Origin of the sequence: Pseudomonas saudiphocaensis (assembly GCF_000756775.1) — a bacterium.
GTDB lineage: Bacteria > Pseudomonadota > Gammaproteobacteria > Pseudomonadales > Pseudomonadaceae > Stutzerimonas > Stutzerimonas saudiphocaensis.
Window position 1 is genome coordinate 172336 of record NZ_CCSF01000001.1, and the last position, 14277, is coordinate 186612.

Consider the following 14277-nt stretch of genomic DNA (forward strand, 5'->3'; position numbering starts at 1 on the left):
ATGAAAAGACTGTTGATGCTGCTGCCGTTGCTGGTTTTCCTGACGGTAGCGGTCTTTCTCTACCGCGGCCTGTTTCTTGACCCGTCCGAGCTGCCTTCGGCACTGATCGACAAGCCGGTGCCGGAGTTCTCCCTGCCTTCGCTGGAAAACCCCGAGCGCATGCTGAGTGCTGCCGATTTCAAAGGCGAGGCTGCGCTGATCAATGTCTGGGCGACCTGGTGCCCAACCTGTCGCGCCGAGCACGAGATGCTCAACCAGTTGGCTGGACAGGGGGTGGTGGTCTATGGGGTCAACTACAAAGACGACAGTGAGGCCGCGCGTCGCTGGCTGAATGAGCTGGGCAATCCCTATCGCCTGAATGTTGAAGATCCCGAAGGCAGCCTGGGAATCAACCTCGGCGTCTACGGCGCGCCGGAAACTTTCCTGATCGACAAGAACGGCGTGATTCGTCACAAGTATGTCGGCGCCATCGATCAGCGCGTCTGGCGTGAACAGCTTGCTCCGCTCTATCAGGAATTGGTGGACCAATGAAGCAGTTGATCCAAGGCTTTCTGTTGGCCCTGTGCCTTGTCGGTGGCGCGCAGGCGGCCATCGATGCTTATGAATTCGAGAGCGAGGCCGAGCGCCAACGCTACCGGACCCTGGTCGAAGAGCTGCGTTGCCCGAAGTGCCAGAACCAGAATATCGCCGATTCCAATGCGCCCATTGCCATGGATCTGCGCCGGGAAATTTTCCGCATGCTGGAAGAGGGCCAGAGCAACGAGCAAATCGTTGACTACCTGGTAGATCGTTATGGTGATTTCGTCCGCTACAAGCCGCCGGTCAACCTCAAGACGCTGGCGCTCTGGTACGGCCCTATAGCCATGCTGGTAGTCGGCTTCGGCGTGCTCGCGCTGATCCTGATGCGTCGTCGGCATAGCGGCGGCCGCGAAGTACAGAACACTCTTTCCGAGGCAGAACGCGAGCGCCTCGCCACATTGCTGGATAAAAAAGAACCATGATTGATTTCTGGATGGGGGCCGGCGTGCTGTTGCTGGCCGCTCTGGCTTTCCTGCTGATTCCTGCATTGCGGGTACGCCGGCTACAAGCCGAAGAAGACAGAACGGCGCTGAACGTTGCGCTGTATGAAGAAAGGCTCGGCGAATTGGCCAACCAGCGGGCTGCCGGCACACTTACGGCGGAACAGTTCGAAGAGGGGCGTGCCGACGCAGCGCGTGAGCTACTCGACGATACCGAAGGTGATGAATTACGGCGCAGCGGCAGCCTGGGACGCACTATTCCGCTGATCGCAGCGATATTGGTGCCGCTGCTCGGCTATGGCATGTACATGCACTGGGGCGCGATCGACAAGGTGGCGCTGGCGCGTGAGTTCGTCGAGCAGCCGCGAACGATCGAAGAAATGACAGCGCGCCTTGAGCAAGCGGTAAAGGCGCAGCCCGAATCTACCGAGGCCTGGTATTTCCTTGCGCGAACCTACATGAATCAAGAGCGCCCGGCTGAGGCTGCTGCTGCTTATGAGCAACTTATCAAGCTGGCCGGACGTGCGCCGGAGCTGCTCGGACAATGGGCGCAGGCGCTGTACTTTGCCGAAGGTCGCAAGTGGACCGATGAAATACGTCAGCTCACCGACGAGGCCTTGAAGGCTGATCCCCATGAGGTGACGAGCCTGGGCTTGTTGGGTATTGCCGCTTTTGAAGAGGGTCGTTTCGAGGAGGCTGCCGGCTTCTGGGAACGCCTGGTGGCTACGTTGCCACCTGAGGATCCGTCGCGTGAAGCCATTCAAGGCGGTATTGCCCAAGCTCGTGAGCGAATTGGTCAAACCACCGGTGCGGCTGAGCAGCCTGAGGAAGCGGCCTCGGCTGATGCGGTGAGCCTCGAGGTTGAAGTTAACCTCGGGGAAGCGCTGAAAGGGAAGGTCGAACCTGGTGATGCGGTCTTCGTATTCGCCCGCGCTGCTTCTGGTCCGGCCATGCCCTTGGCGGTCAAGCGCCTCAGCGTCAGCGACCTTCCGGCAACCGTCAGTTTGAGCGATACCGATGCCATGATGCCCCAGCTGCGTTTGTCCAACTTCGAACGGGTAGTCCTGCTCGCTCGCATTTCACGTAATGGCGATGCGACGCAAGGCGAATGGCAAGGTAGCAGCGAGCCAATGAAACCGGGCGCCGGGGAAATGGTCCGACTCACCATAGATCAACCTGTAACGCCCTGATCGCTAGTGGGGTGAGCAAGAGGCGAGTGATGACCGATTCGGTTTATAGCCAGACTGCAAGCCTGCTCAAGGTGAGCGCAGCAATGGCACTGGCGCTGCTGCTGGCGGCCTGTGCGGGGAGTCCCTATCAGTCCGAGCCGGCGCCCCGGCCGGCTCCGCCTGTGCCTGACTCCCCGCGCGAGCCGGTCATCAAGCCACCTCCCGCACCGGCGCCGTCCGCACCGCAACCGCCAGCGACGCAAAAAAGTCATCCGCGCTATGCGCCCCCACCACATGCCGCCGCTCACTGGGACAACCGGCTGAACGTCTATGTTGTGGAGGGGCGGGGCCTTTACTACCGCGAGCGCCTTTATTATCGCTGGGACGGTGACTGGTACAGCGCTGGGCGTCCGGAAGGCCCATGGGAGCCAGTTGCGGCTCCCAGTGTGCCGCCGGGGCTTCGGCACTTGCATTGATGCAGTCAAGCTGCCTCTCCACGCGTCGCTTGTAGAGGCACATGCTGTTTTATCTAAAGCTCCCTAAAGCCCTTTCGGCAATTGCCGATACAGTCTTGGCACGCAAGAAAGTGTTGTCTCAGGCGGCAAGGGCCTGGCTGTGAACGGAGCAGATTCATGAATGCAGTTAGACGTCTTGAGGAAACCGGTAACGCACTGCGCGAGGCGATGGTGCAGCAGGACTGGACGTCGATCAGCGTTCTGGATAGTCAGTGTCGTCAGGTTGTAGAAGCTGCAATGAGCGAACCTCGCGAAAATGAATCAGCGATTCGTCAGCACTTGCAGGAACTGACTCTTATTTATCGCGAATTGGTGAGTGCCTGTCAGGCGGAGCAGAAGCGAGTCACTGGTGAGTTGATCCGGATCAATAAAAGCCAACGTGGCGCCAATATTTATAAACTCTTTGGTTGAGCATCTAAACATCCAGTGCGCTGCCGCTCGTCAGGTTGCATAGCAGTTCTTATTAGTGACAAATCGCAGATCGGCTGCCTCTCAAAATTCTCATCAAAACAATTACTTCGAGCGAAAATCGGCTAATAAGCAGCGTTCTTCGCCGAAAGAAACCGCTTTTCACATTCTCTCTAATTGGCATCTCTCTGCGGGCTATTGCGTAAGTCGCGCTTGAGCGGACGCATGTAAAAAATTTTTGATAGAAAATGACTGTTCTTTAGTCGCGAAATCACGTCATAAATTTGACTCCACGTGTTTTTTTTAATTAACTAGTGGCTATCTGCCGGTGACGCTTCGTTTGCTTCTCGACGCGCATTTGTACTTCTTACCCAGCTTCTAGAGCCTATAAACAAGATGTGGCGTGAAACCAAGATTTTGTTGATAGACGACGACAAGGATCGTCGGCGTGATTTGGCGGTTATCCTCAACTTTCTGGGTGAAGATCATCTGGCTTGTACCAGTGAAAGCTGGCGAGAAGTTGTTGGGACACTTGAGTCAAGCAGAGGCGTTCTTGGGGTCATGCTTGGCTCTGTATCAACCAAGGGCGGCGCGGTAGAGCTGCTCAAGCAGCTGGCCAAATGGGATGAGAACCTGCCGCTGTTGTTGATCGGTGAGCCGGCCCCGGCGGATTGGCCAGAAGAGTTGCGCCGGCAAGTGCTGGCCAGCCTGGAAATGCCGCCCAGCTACAACAAGCTGCTCGACTCCCTGCATCGTGCCCAGGTCTATCGCGAGGTCTATGACCAGGCGAGAGCGCGCGGTCGTCAGCGCGAAACCAACCTGTTTCGCAGCCTGGTGGGCACCAGTCGTGCCGTGCAGCATGTCCGGCAAATGATGCAGCAGGTCGCCGATACCGAGGCAAGTGTGCTGATCCTTGGTGAGTCCGGTACCGGCAAGGAAGTGGTTGCCAGAAACCTCCATTACCATTCCAAGCGACGCAACGGCCCTTTCGTTCCGGTCAACTGCGGCGCGATTCCGGCTGAGTTGCTGGAGAGCGAGCTGTTTGGCCACGAGAAGGGTGCTTTTACCGGAGCGATCACTTCCCGTGCCGGCCGTTTCGAGCTGGCCGAGGGTGGGACGCTGTTCCTCGATGAAATCGGCGACATGCCGTTGCCGATGCAGGTCAAGCTGCTGCGCGTATTGCAAGAGCGCACTTTCGAGCGAATTGGTAGTAACCGTACGCAAAACGCCGATGTGCGCATTATCGCGGCGACCCATAAAGACTTGGAAAAGATGATCGTCGATGGGACTTTCCGCGAGGATCTCTACTATCGACTCAATGTCTTCCCCATCGAAATGGCTCCGCTACGCGAGCGCATCGAAGATATTCCGTTGCTGATGAATGAGCTCATCTCGCGCATGGAGCACGAAAAGCGCGGCTCAATTCGTTTCAACTCGGCGGCCATCATGTCGCTATGCCGCCACGATTGGCCTGGCAACGTTCGTGAGTTGGCCAACCTCGTCGAGCGCATGGCGATCATGCACCCTTACGGGGTCATCGGGGTGATGGAGCTGCCGAAGAAGTTTCGCCATGTGGATGATGACGACGAGCAGTACGCCGCCAGCCTGCACACCGAAATGGAAGAGCGCGCTGCCATCAATGCCCCCGTGCTGGTCGGGGATGCGCAGGCCATGCTGCCCATCGAAGGGCTTGATCTGAAGGATTATCTGGCCAACCTGGAGCAGGGCTTGATTCAACAAGCGTTGGATGATGCCGGTGGGGTCGTTGCGCGGGCTGCCGAGCGTTTGCGTATTCGCCGTACCACCCTGGTTGAGAAGATGCGCAAGTACGGCATGAACCGCCGCGACGAGGAAGTCGAAAGCTGACGCATTCGCCGCGCCGCTGCAAGAGCGGCGATGCGTCCGCGTTACCGCCGGGCATGATCCTTGCTCCTAGTCACTGAAACCACCTGACCGACCATCTTTTGACGGACATGTGCCAGTGACTTCTGTGTTTTCTCCATCCGCCGCCGTTCCGCGCTCTGCCGAGGCCTGCGTTAGCGCTGAGCTCGAGCAGTCGCTCGAGCGTTTCTCGCACCTGTCTGGTCGTCTCGAAGACTCGCAGGAACTGCTGCAGGAGCGCATGTCCGAGCTTAAAGGGCAGCTCGCAGAAGCCAGTGCGCAGCGCCTGCGCGAGCTCGACGAGAAGGAGCGGTTGGCCAATCGCCTGCAGAGCCTGCTCGACCTGCTGCCAGGCGGTGTCATCGTCATCGATGGTCAGGGCGTGGTTCGCGAAGCCAATCCGGTGGCTCTGGAGCTGCTTGGTGAGCCGCTTGAAGGGCTGCTCTGGCGCGAAGTCATTTCGCGCAGCTTTGCCCCTCGCAAGGACGATGGCCATGAGGTATCTCTGAAAGACGGTCGCCGGGTATCGATTGCCACTCGCTCGTTGAATGGCGAGCCAGGGCAGCTGGTTCTGCTGACTGACCTGACCGAGACAAGGCGCCTGCAGGAGCAGCTGGCGCGCCATGAACGCTTGTCCTCGCTAGGCCGCATGGTGGCATCGCTGGCGCATCAGATTCGCACGCCGTTGTCGTCGGCGCTGCTATATGCCAGCCATCTGGAGCAGGGCGGGCTAAGCGTTGAGCAGCAGCAACGGTTTGCCGGCCGGCTGAAAGACCGCTTGAACGAGCTGGAGCATCAGGTGCGCGACATGCTGGTGTTTGCTCGCGGTGATCTACCGCTTGAGGATCGCTTAGCTCCCACGCAGTTGATGGCTGCATTGCGCGCCGCGGCCGAAACCCGCTTGCAGGGTGCACGGGTGCGCTGGCAGTGCGACGTGCGCGGCGGGGTGCTGCTGTGCAACCGTGACACCCTGGTCGGAGCGTTGCTAAACCTGATCGAGAACGCTCTGCAGGCCAGTCCGGATGAGCCGCGTTTAAAAATACACCTATATGCACGGGGGGCGCTTATGCATGTCAGCGTCAGCGACAGCGGAGTCGGCATTGATGCCGTGACGCTGGCTCGGCTTGGCGAGCCCTTCTTTACGACCAAGGCGACCGGTACCGGGTTGGGGCTGGCGGTGGTCAAGTCCATTGCTCGCGCCCACTCTGGCACGCTGGCACTGCGCTCCAGGCAAGGTCGTGGTACGTGTGCCACCCTGCGTTTGCCATTACTTCCGGAGCCGGCTCGATGAGTGTGAAGATTTTGCTGGTCGAAGATGATCGCGCGCTACGCGAAGCCTTGAGCGATACCCTGGAGCTTGCAGGCTTCAGTTACCAATCGGTGGATAGTGCGGAGTCAGCGGTGCTCGCGCTGCAGGCCGATACCTTCGGGTTGGTGATCAGCGACGTGAACATGCCGGGCATGGATGGGCATGGGCTGCAGGTATTTATCCGCAAGCATTATCCTCAACTGCCGGTCCTGCTGATGACTGCTTATGGTGCGGTTGAGCGTGCCGTTGAGGCGATGCGTCAGGGGGCGGTGGATTACCTGCTCAAACCGTTCGAGCCCAAGGTCTTGCTGGAGCTGATTGCGCGGCACGCCTGTGGTCAGCCCGGCTCTGCGGATGAAGGTCCGATCGCCCAGGAGGCGGCCAGCAAGCAGCTGCTGGCACTGGCCGCGCGTGTGGCCCAAAGCGACTCGACAGTGCTGATTTCCGGTGAATCAGGTACAGGCAAGGAGGTGTTGGCGCGCTATATCCATCAGCAGTCACCGCGTGCCAACAAGCCCTTTGTGGCCATCAACTGCGCGGCGATTCCGGACAACATGCTGGAAGCCACTCTGTTCGGGCACGAAAAGGGCGCCTTTACCGGTGCCATCGCCAGCCAGCCGGGCAAGTTCGAGCTGGCCGAAGGCGGCACGTTGTTACTCGACGAGATTTCCGAAATGCCGCTGGCGTTGCAGGCCAAGCTGCTGCGCGTATTGCAGGAGCGCGAGGTGGAACGGGTCGGGGCGCGCAAGCCAGTGGTACTGGATATTCGTGTCATCGCCACCACCAACCGCGATCTGGCCGAGGAAGTACGCGCTGGGCGTTTTCGAGAGGATCTGTTCTATCGTGTCTCGGTCTTTCCGATGGCCTGGGCGCCTCTTCGACAGCGCCCGGCAGATATCCTGCCACTGGCCGAGCGGCTTCTGAGCAGTCATGCTGCAAAGATGCGCCAGCCGCTGCCCAGGCTTACCAGCGAGGCGCGCCAGTGCCTGCTGGCGTATGGCTGGCCGGGCAACGTCCGTGAGCTGGACAATGCCATCCAGAGGGCTTTGATCCTGCAGCAGGGCGGCAGCATTCGCCCGGAAGACCTTTGCCTGGATTCTCTGGCCGGAATGGCTACAGCGAGTCCTGCTGGCGTTTTGCAGGCTCAGCAGATGCCGTTGCCCGGCTCGCCGGTGCAGCCCGCTGACGGCGGCGGTGCTTTGGGTGATGATCTGCGGCGGCGCGAGTTCGAGCTGATTCTGGAGACCCTGCGTAGCGAACGTGGGCGGCGCAAGGAAACAGCCGACCGTCTGGGTATCAGCGCCCGCACCTTGCGCTACAAGCTTGCGCTGATGCGTGATGCAGGTATGGATATCGAGGCCATGCTGCAGGGCGACTGAGAACCAGACGGGCGCTTGTGAAGCTGTTCACGCCCATGAAAAAGCCCAGCCGATTGGCTGGGCTTTTCTTTGCATCTTTGGATGTTTAGCCGCGACGCTGGCGAAGGGCTTCGATGCGGTCTTCGAGGGGCGGGTGGGTCATCAGCAGACCGGCCAGGCCGTTCTTCAGGCCGCCCTTGATACCAAAAGCGGTAAGGGTGTCGGGCATCTCCGAGGGCAGGCCCTGTTCGGCGCGCAGACGCTGCAATGCAGCGATCATGGCAGCGGTTCCGGCCAGCTGAGCGCCGGCCTCGTCGGCGCGAAATTCACGCTTGCGCGAGAACCACATGACCACAATGCTGGCGAGAATGCCCAGTACCAGTTCGGCAAAGATCGTCGCAACGAAATAACCGATTCCATGACCGTCTTCGTTCTTCAGAATCGCCTTGTCGACGAAGTTGCCGAAGATGCGTGCGAAGAACATGACAAAGGTGTTCACCACGCCCTGAATTAGCGCCAGAGTGACCATATCGCCGTTGGCCACGTGGCCGATTTCATGGGCCAGTACGGCTCTTACTTCATCCGGTGAGAAACGCTCAAGCAGACCTTGGCTGACGGCGACCAGGGCATCGTTCTTGTTCCATCCGGTGGCAAAGGCGTTGGCTTCGTGAGCGGGGAAGATGCCTACTTCCGGCATCTTGATGCCGGCATCACGGGACAGCTGTTCGACGGTTTGCAGCAGCCATTGTTCATGGCGGGTGCGTGGCTGGCTGATAATCTCGGTGCGAGTGCTCATCTTCGCCATCCATTTGGAGATGAATAGCGATACCAGTGCGCCAGCGAAGCCAAACACAGCGCAGAAGACCAACAGGCTGCCGTGATTCTGTCCGGTGAAGCGGTCCACCCCAAGCAGCTTCAGGGTGATGCCGGCGACGACCAGTACGGCAAGGTTAGTGGCCAGGAACAACAAAATGCGCATCATGTTGCGGCGAACTCCAAGGGAAACATCAATAACGTAAGGCTATATAAGGTGCCGATCGGAGCTATTCAACCAGGCGACTATTTCAAGCTATGTCGCCTGGCTCTGCGATCTGCGGAAGACTGCTGCCGTTATTGGCTATAAGTGCGCAGGAAGTTTCCGATGCGTCCGATGGCCTGTTCCAGATCATCCACCCGAGGAAGGGTGACGACGCGGAAGTGGTCGGGCCAGGGCCAATTGAAGGCGGTCCCCTGAACGATCAGAAGCTTTTCCGACAGCAGCAGGTCGAGGACGAACTTCTCGTCGTTGTGGATCGGGCAGACCTTCGGGTCGATGCGCGGGAACGCATAGAGTGCACCCATGGGCTTCACGCAGCTGACCCCAGGAATGTCGTTGAGCAGCTCCCAGGTACGGTTGCGCTGTTCCAGCAGACGTCCCGGTGGCAGTACCAGATCGTTGATGCTCTGGTAGCCGCCGAGTGCGGTCTGGATTGCATGCTGAGCCGGCACGTTGGCGCACAGTCGCATGTTGGCCAGGATATCCAGCCCTTCGATATAGCTCTTGGCTCTTTGCTTGGGCCCGGTGATGACTACCCAGCCGGAGCGGAAACCAGCGACCCGGTAGGACTTGGAGAGCCCGTTGAAGGTCAGGCAGAGTACATCCGGCGCCAGGGAGGCGGTGCAGATGTGCACGGCATCGTCGTAGAGGATCTTGTCGTAGATCTCGTCGGAGAACAGCACCAGATTGTGCTGGCGAGCGAGCTCGACCATGCCTTCCAGTACTTCCTTGGAGTAGACGGCACCGGTGGGGTTGTTTGGATTGATCAGCACCAGAGCCTTGGTGTTTGGCGTGATCTTGGCCTTGATGTCATCCAGGTCCGGCCACCAGTTGGCCTGCTCGTCACACAGGTAGTGCACCGGCTTGCCGCCGGCCAGGCTCACCGCTGCGGTCCACAGGGGGTAGTCGGGGGCCGGAATCAGTACTTCGTCGCCATTGTTGAGCAACGCCTGCATGGACATGACGATCAGCTCGGATACGCCGTTACCGAGATAGATGTCCTCGATGGTCACGCCTTCTACCTGCTTCTGCTGGTAGTACTGCATGATGGCCTTGCGTGCGCTGAACAGGCCTTTCGAGTCGCTGTAGCCCTGGGCTGTTGGCAGGTTGCGGATCACGTCCTGGAGGATTTCTTCCGGTGCCTCGAAACCGAACGGCGCCGGGTTGCCGATATTCAGCTTGAGGATGCGGTGGCCTTCCTCCTCCAGACGTTTGGCGTGCTTGAGCACTGGCCCGCGAATGTCATAGCAGACATTGGCGAGCTTGTTCGATTTGCTGACCTGCATGATCCTGAGTGTCCCAAAGTAAGGACGTGCCATGCCAGGAGGCTGGCAACGTTGACGTGAACCTGGCGCCTTGGCAGCCTGAAATTCCACTGCCAGACTAGGCGTTTGAGAGCGTTGCATGATACGTGTGGCCTGATCACGGGAAAAGGTACAGATCGGCCTTTTTTGAATTCATGAGGTGTACCCATGGAAAAGCTTGAAAAACCCCTGGAAACCTGGCGTGCAGAGCTTACGGAGGAGCAGTTTCAAGTATGCCGACTGGGTGCCACCGAGCGTCCGTTTACTGGCAAATACAACGACACATCAGCACCGGGTCTTTACCACTGCGTCTGCTGTGATGCGCCATTGTTCGATTCTGCTACCAAGTTCGATGCCGGCTGTGGCTGGCCGAGCTATTTTCAGCCAGTGAGTGAAAGCGCCATTACCAACGTCGACGATTTCAGTCACGGCATGCACCGTATCGAAGTCAAGTGCTCTCGCTGTGATGCGCATCTGGGACATGTCTTTCCCGATGGCCCGGCACCGACGGGCTTGCGCTACTGTATCAATTCGGCGTCCCTAAATCACAAGCCGCACGATCTCTGAGCGGCCTGCACGAATCGATGGAGCATCACCGATGCGCGATCCGCTGTTTGATATTGCCTGCCTGACCATTGATGGCCAGCAGAAGACCCTTGCCGACTACGATGCCAAGGTGCTGTTGGTGGTCAATACGGCCAGCCAGTGCGGCTTTACTCCGCAATACAAGGGGCTGGAGGCGCTCTGGCAGCGCTATGGCGAACGCGGTTTGGTGGTGCTGGGCTTCCCCTGCGACCAGTTTGGCAGGCAAGAACCTGGTGACGAAGAGCAGATTGCTGCTTTTTGCGAGCGCAACTATGGCGTTAGCTTTCCATTATTCGCCAAGGTTCAGGTCAACGGCAGTGATGCTCATCCACTATTCGTGCAACTGAAGAAGCGCGCGCCGGGGCTGCTGGGCAGCAAGGCGATCAAGTGGAACTTCACCAAGTTTCTGATCGCCGATGAAGGGCGTCATGTCGAGCGCTTTGCTTCGCGTACGACGCCCGAAGCGCTGGTGGAATCTATCGAAGCCCTGATCTAGTCGCGTCCGTTCCGTTAATTGTCTCGCGTTCGAGGCGCCTCGCTCGGGGTTTATCCGTGCCCGTCTGTAGTCGAATTTTTTGGAGTATTGAATGGATGCTGAGTTGAAGGCTTTTTTGCAGCGTGCCGAAATGCTGATGGCCCGCCTGGAGCCGTTGTTGCCCGCCTTGCGTTCACCGGTGAACTGGGAGCAAAGCGTGGCCGCCCGCTGGCATCGGGAGGGGCAGGGCGGTTACCTGCAGCCGCTGGAAGTAACGCTGGATCTGGGGCTGGACGATCTGATCGGCATTGATCGACAGCGTGAGCTTCTGTCGAGTAACACGCGGCAATTCGTATCCGGACTGCCGGCCAATCACGTACTGCTCTGGGGAGCCCGGGGAACCGGCAAGTCGTCATTGATCCGTGCCTTGCTGGCCGAGCATGCGTCGGCTGGTCTGCGTCTGATCGAAATCGAACGCGATCATCTGGCCGATTTGCCGAAAGTGGTCGAGTTGCTTGCGGGGCAGGCGCACTGCTTTATTGTGTTCTGTGACGATCTGTCGTTCGAGGCAGGAGAGGGCGATTACCGGGTGCTGAAGAGCGTACTGGATGGTTCCCTGGAACGAGCGCCTGAAAACGTGCTGCTATACGCAACCTCCAATCGCCGGCACCTGGTGCCGGAACGTCAGAGCGATAACGAAAACTGGCAAATGATTGATGGCGAGTTGCATCCCAACGAGGCGGTGGAGGACAAGATTGCTCTGTCCGACCGTTTCGGGCTTTGGCTTTCGTTCTATCCCTTCAGCCAGGAGCATTATCTGGATGTGGTGCGTCACTGGATCGATTCACTGGCCGCACAGGCAGGTCTCGATTGGCAGTGGAGTGAAACGCTGGAGAAGGAGGCCGTCCGTTGGGCTACCGCGCGCGGCAACCGCAACGGACGCTGTGCCTACCAGTTTGCCCGGCAGTGGGTAGGCGTTCACCTATTGTCGAATTAGCCTTGTAACGCTCGCTTGCCCATCTCGATGAGCTTGGCGTTCATGCGTTGTTCAACCGGCATCAGGCTGGTAACCGAGGCGAGCGCCTTCATGCGGGTGAAGTGCGCTGCCAGGGCTGGCCAGCGGTTCGCGTCGATTTTTTCTCCACCGTGTTCCAGGTTGATCAGTTGGCAAGCAATGGCGATATCCGCCATAGAGAGTTGTAAGCCAACGAAATACTCGTTCTGACCCAGCTGACGCTCAAGATAATCAAAGTGCCGGGGCAGCTTCTCCTGCAGCGCTGCCTGCACGCTTTCTTCGTCGCAGGGTTTGCCGGTGCTCGGCTTGAGAATGCGATTGCGGAAGACGCCGAAGGTCGTCAAAGGTGCGAGTTCGTAGTCGGCGTATTTCTCCAGCCAGCGAATCTGCGCACGTTGTGCCGCATCGCTGCCGTACAGGCGAACGGTTTCTGGATAGGCCTCTTCGAGGTACTGGCAGATCACGCTGGAGTCGGCGAGGCTGAGTTCGCCATCCTTGAGCGCCGGAATGCGCCCCAGTGGATTAAGTTGCAGATACCACTCAGGTGGCGTGAATGGCATGACTACTTCGAACTGATAATCCAGTGCCTTTTCGAGCAGGCAGAGGTTGGCTTTGCGGACGAAGGGTGACAGCTGAGCGCCGTACAGGGTCAGGGACATGCGGGTTCTCCAGGGTGACTCAATAGATATTGTTTTTCTTCCAGTCGTCTTCGCTCTCGAGGTCTTTCAATCCCTCGGTCAGTTCGCTGGTTTCTTCCAGGCGGGGTTTTTGTTGTGTCTGTTCTAGATGGCTGGCGTGGGCGAAGTGGGCTTCGAGCTGCTTGAGTTGTGCTTGAAAGCTGGCCTTGTCGGGCTGTTTGCGCACGTGCTGGATACCGCGCTCAAAAGCCAGGCGCGCCTTGTGAGCATTGCCCTGCTGCAACGCTTGCTTGCCGAGATTGTTGAAGTATTCGATATGCAATATCACCATCATGCGCCGAACCTCACCAACCCAGCGCTTGGCGGCAGCAGTATCCAGCTGGCCCTGCTTGTTGCCCCAGACCACCTGGGCGTGTAGGTCCTCCAGCAAGAGGCGAACGGCTTTGGCCTGGGCTTCGGTAAGAACTTTCACTGGGGCGTTCGTTACCGGAATCGCCTCGCCCATGGCGGCAGCGTTTCGCAGCAATTCGACGCGGCTGGCGAGGTCCTGGTTTTTCTTATCCAGAGTCATCAGTCGCTCGCCTGCGTGGAGTTCAAGCTGGGTCAGCATCAGTTTGAGGGCGGGGGTAATCAGCTGGCCCGGAAAGGAGTCCGACAGATCAGAGCAACGTCGCATGCGATTGCTGAGCTCTGCCTTGGCACGTGCTTTTTCCAGATTGTTCTTTTCCACGAGCTGGTTGATAAAGCCAATCAGGATCAAGATGAACAGGCCAGCGAGGACCAATCCTGCAATCAGAGCCGGAGACACTATGCACACCTCTATCGACGGTGGTTTTCTCTGAGTGTAGTGGGTTGGGTGGCAAGCTGATAGCACGATGTAGGTTGTAGAAGTCCTTGATTGAAAAAGTTTTATTTGGCGCTTGACGACCTTGCCGCTCCTCCCTAGAATGCGCGCCACTTGCAGCGAGAAGCACAGCGAAAGTTGCAAGCCGGAAAGAAGTAGATCCGGGCAGCGTCCCCTTCGTCTAGTGGCCTAGGACACCGCCCTTTCACGGCGGTAACAGGGGTTCGAGTCCCCTAGGGGACGCCATTTTTGGTAAAAGTTACGCGGGAATAGCTCAGTTGGTAGAGCACGACCTTGCCAAGGTCGGGGTCGCGAGTTCGAGTCTCGTTTCCCGCTCCAGTTTGTAAAGATTGCGCCGCATCAATCTGCGGCGTTTTCGTTTTGAGGCCGGTTGGCAGAGTGGTTATGCAGCGGATTGCAAATCCGTGTACGCCGGTTCGATTCCGACATCGGCCTCCATATTAAAAGCCCTGCAAGTTAACGCTTGCGGGGCTTTTTTTTGGAGTATGGCTTATTGGCAGCAGGTTCAATCGCTAGCCTTGCGCGGGCGCAGGTGGCTGGTTATAGTCCTGCGCCGCCAATGCGGCATTGTTACCGGCAGGTGGTAGTAGCGCTTGCTTATTCTTCGGCCCGGATGGCGAAACTGGTATACGCAAGGGATTTAAAATCCCTCATCCGAAAGGGTATGCGGGTTCGATTCCCGCTCCGGGCACCAACACTT

At 58.4% G+C, this 14277-nt stretch carries 15 protein-coding genes and 4 tRNA genes; 15 read left to right on the forward strand and 4 right to left on the reverse strand.

The features are described from left to right. From BN1079_RS00885 to BN1079_RS00920, 8 genes are all read left to right on the forward strand, one after another. Positions 1-531: a DsbE family thiol:disulfide interchange protein gene (locus tag BN1079_RS00885; RefSeq protein WP_037021656.1), complete on the forward strand. Its 531-nt coding sequence runs from the start codon at positions 1-3 to the stop codon at positions 529-531. Further along, entirely contained in the window at positions 528-1001 is a 474-nt protein-coding gene (locus tag BN1079_RS00890) for a cytochrome c-type biogenesis protein (RefSeq protein ID WP_037021659.1), read from the forward strand. The genes BN1079_RS00885 and BN1079_RS00890 overlap by 4 nt, the downstream gene beginning before the upstream one ends. Further along, positions 998-2209: a c-type cytochrome biogenesis protein CcmI gene (gene ccmI / locus BN1079_RS00895; protein WP_037021661.1), complete on the forward strand. Its 1212-nt coding sequence runs from the start codon at positions 998-1000 to the stop codon at positions 2207-2209. Before BN1079_RS00890 ends, ccmI begins: the two co-directional genes overlap by 4 nt. Positions 2210-2238: 29 nt before the next feature. Beyond that, positions 2239-2664, forward strand: coding sequence for a hypothetical protein (locus tag BN1079_RS00900; protein WP_037021662.1), 426 nt, complete (start codon positions 2239-2241; stop codon positions 2662-2664). 156 nt (positions 2665-2820) lie between these two features. Further along, positions 2821-3114, forward strand: coding sequence for a hypothetical protein (locus BN1079_RS00905; RefSeq protein ID WP_037021663.1), 294 nt, complete (start codon positions 2821-2823; stop codon positions 3112-3114). 393 nt (positions 3115-3507) lie between these two features. After that, a complete protein-coding gene (locus BN1079_RS00910) occupies positions 3508-4977 on the forward strand; it encodes a sigma-54 dependent transcriptional regulator (protein WP_037021664.1) in 1470 nt (489 codons plus the stop codon). Between the two features lie 115 nt (positions 4978-5092). Further along, positions 5093-6283 carry a sensor histidine kinase gene (locus BN1079_RS00915; RefSeq protein ID WP_052114395.1) on the forward strand — a complete coding sequence of 397 codons (1191 nt, stop codon included), beginning with the start codon at positions 5093-5095 and terminating at the stop codon, positions 6281-6283. After that, positions 6280-7680 (forward strand): sigma-54-dependent transcriptional regulator, encoded by a 1401-nt coding sequence (locus BN1079_RS00920; protein ID WP_037021665.1) that lies wholly within the window; start codon positions 6280-6282, stop codon positions 7678-7680. Before BN1079_RS00915 ends, BN1079_RS00920 begins: the two co-directional genes overlap by 4 nt. A gap of 85 nt (positions 7681-7765) precedes the next feature. On the opposite strand, the gene htpX is transcribed toward BN1079_RS00920, so the two are convergent. Both htpX and BN1079_RS00930 read right to left on the reverse strand, forming a co-directional pair. Next, entirely contained in the window at positions 7766-8641 is an 876-nt protein-coding gene (gene htpX, locus BN1079_RS00925) for a protease HtpX (RefSeq protein WP_037021666.1), read from the reverse strand. Between the two features lie 128 nt (positions 8642-8769). After that, a complete protein-coding gene (locus BN1079_RS00930) occupies positions 8770-9981 on the reverse strand; it encodes a pyridoxal phosphate-dependent aminotransferase (RefSeq protein ID WP_037021667.1) in 1212 nt (403 codons plus the stop codon). A gap of 186 nt (positions 9982-10167) precedes the next feature. Here BN1079_RS00930 and msrB point away from each other — a divergent pair, with 186 nt between their 5' ends. From msrB to BN1079_RS00945, 3 genes are all read left to right on the forward strand, one after another. Then, a complete protein-coding gene (gene msrB / locus BN1079_RS00935) occupies positions 10168-10566 on the forward strand; it encodes a peptide-methionine (R)-S-oxide reductase MsrB (RefSeq protein ID WP_037021668.1) in 399 nt (132 codons plus the stop codon). Between the two features lie 31 nt (positions 10567-10597). After that, positions 10598-11080, forward strand: coding sequence for a glutathione peroxidase (locus BN1079_RS00940; RefSeq protein WP_037021669.1), 483 nt, complete (start codon positions 10598-10600; stop codon positions 11078-11080). A 91-nt stretch (positions 11081-11171) separates the two neighbouring features. Then, on the forward strand, positions 11172-12056 hold the full coding sequence (locus BN1079_RS00945; protein WP_037021671.1) for an ATP-binding protein: 885 nt from the start codon (positions 11172-11174) through the stop codon (positions 12054-12056). Here the strand turns inward: BN1079_RS00945 and BN1079_RS00950 are convergent. Both BN1079_RS00950 and BN1079_RS00955 read right to left on the reverse strand, forming a co-directional pair. Further along, a complete protein-coding gene (locus BN1079_RS00950; RefSeq protein ID WP_037021672.1) occupies positions 12053-12733 on the reverse strand; it encodes a glutathione S-transferase family protein in 681 nt (226 codons plus the stop codon). The genes BN1079_RS00945 and BN1079_RS00950 overlap by 4 nt on opposite strands. Positions 12734-12752: 19 nt before the next feature. Continuing rightward, positions 12753-13520 carry a hypothetical protein gene (locus tag BN1079_RS00955; protein ID WP_171819313.1) on the reverse strand — a complete coding sequence of 256 codons (768 nt, stop codon included), beginning with the start codon at positions 13518-13520 and terminating at the stop codon, positions 12753-12755. Between the two features lie 206 nt (positions 13521-13726). Here BN1079_RS00955 and BN1079_RS00960 point away from each other — a divergent pair. From BN1079_RS00960 to BN1079_RS00975, 4 genes are all read left to right on the forward strand, one after another. Next, positions 13727-13802, forward strand: a tRNA-Glu gene (locus tag BN1079_RS00960). Positions 13803-13819: 17 nt separating this feature from the next. Further along, a tRNA-Gly gene (locus tag BN1079_RS00965) sits at positions 13820-13895 on the forward strand. Between the two features lie 46 nt (positions 13896-13941). Next, a tRNA-Cys gene (locus tag BN1079_RS00970) sits at positions 13942-14015 on the forward strand. Positions 14016-14184: 169 nt separating this feature from the next. Next, positions 14185-14271, forward strand: a tRNA-Leu gene (locus BN1079_RS00975). Positions 14272-14277 lie beyond the last annotated feature (6 nt).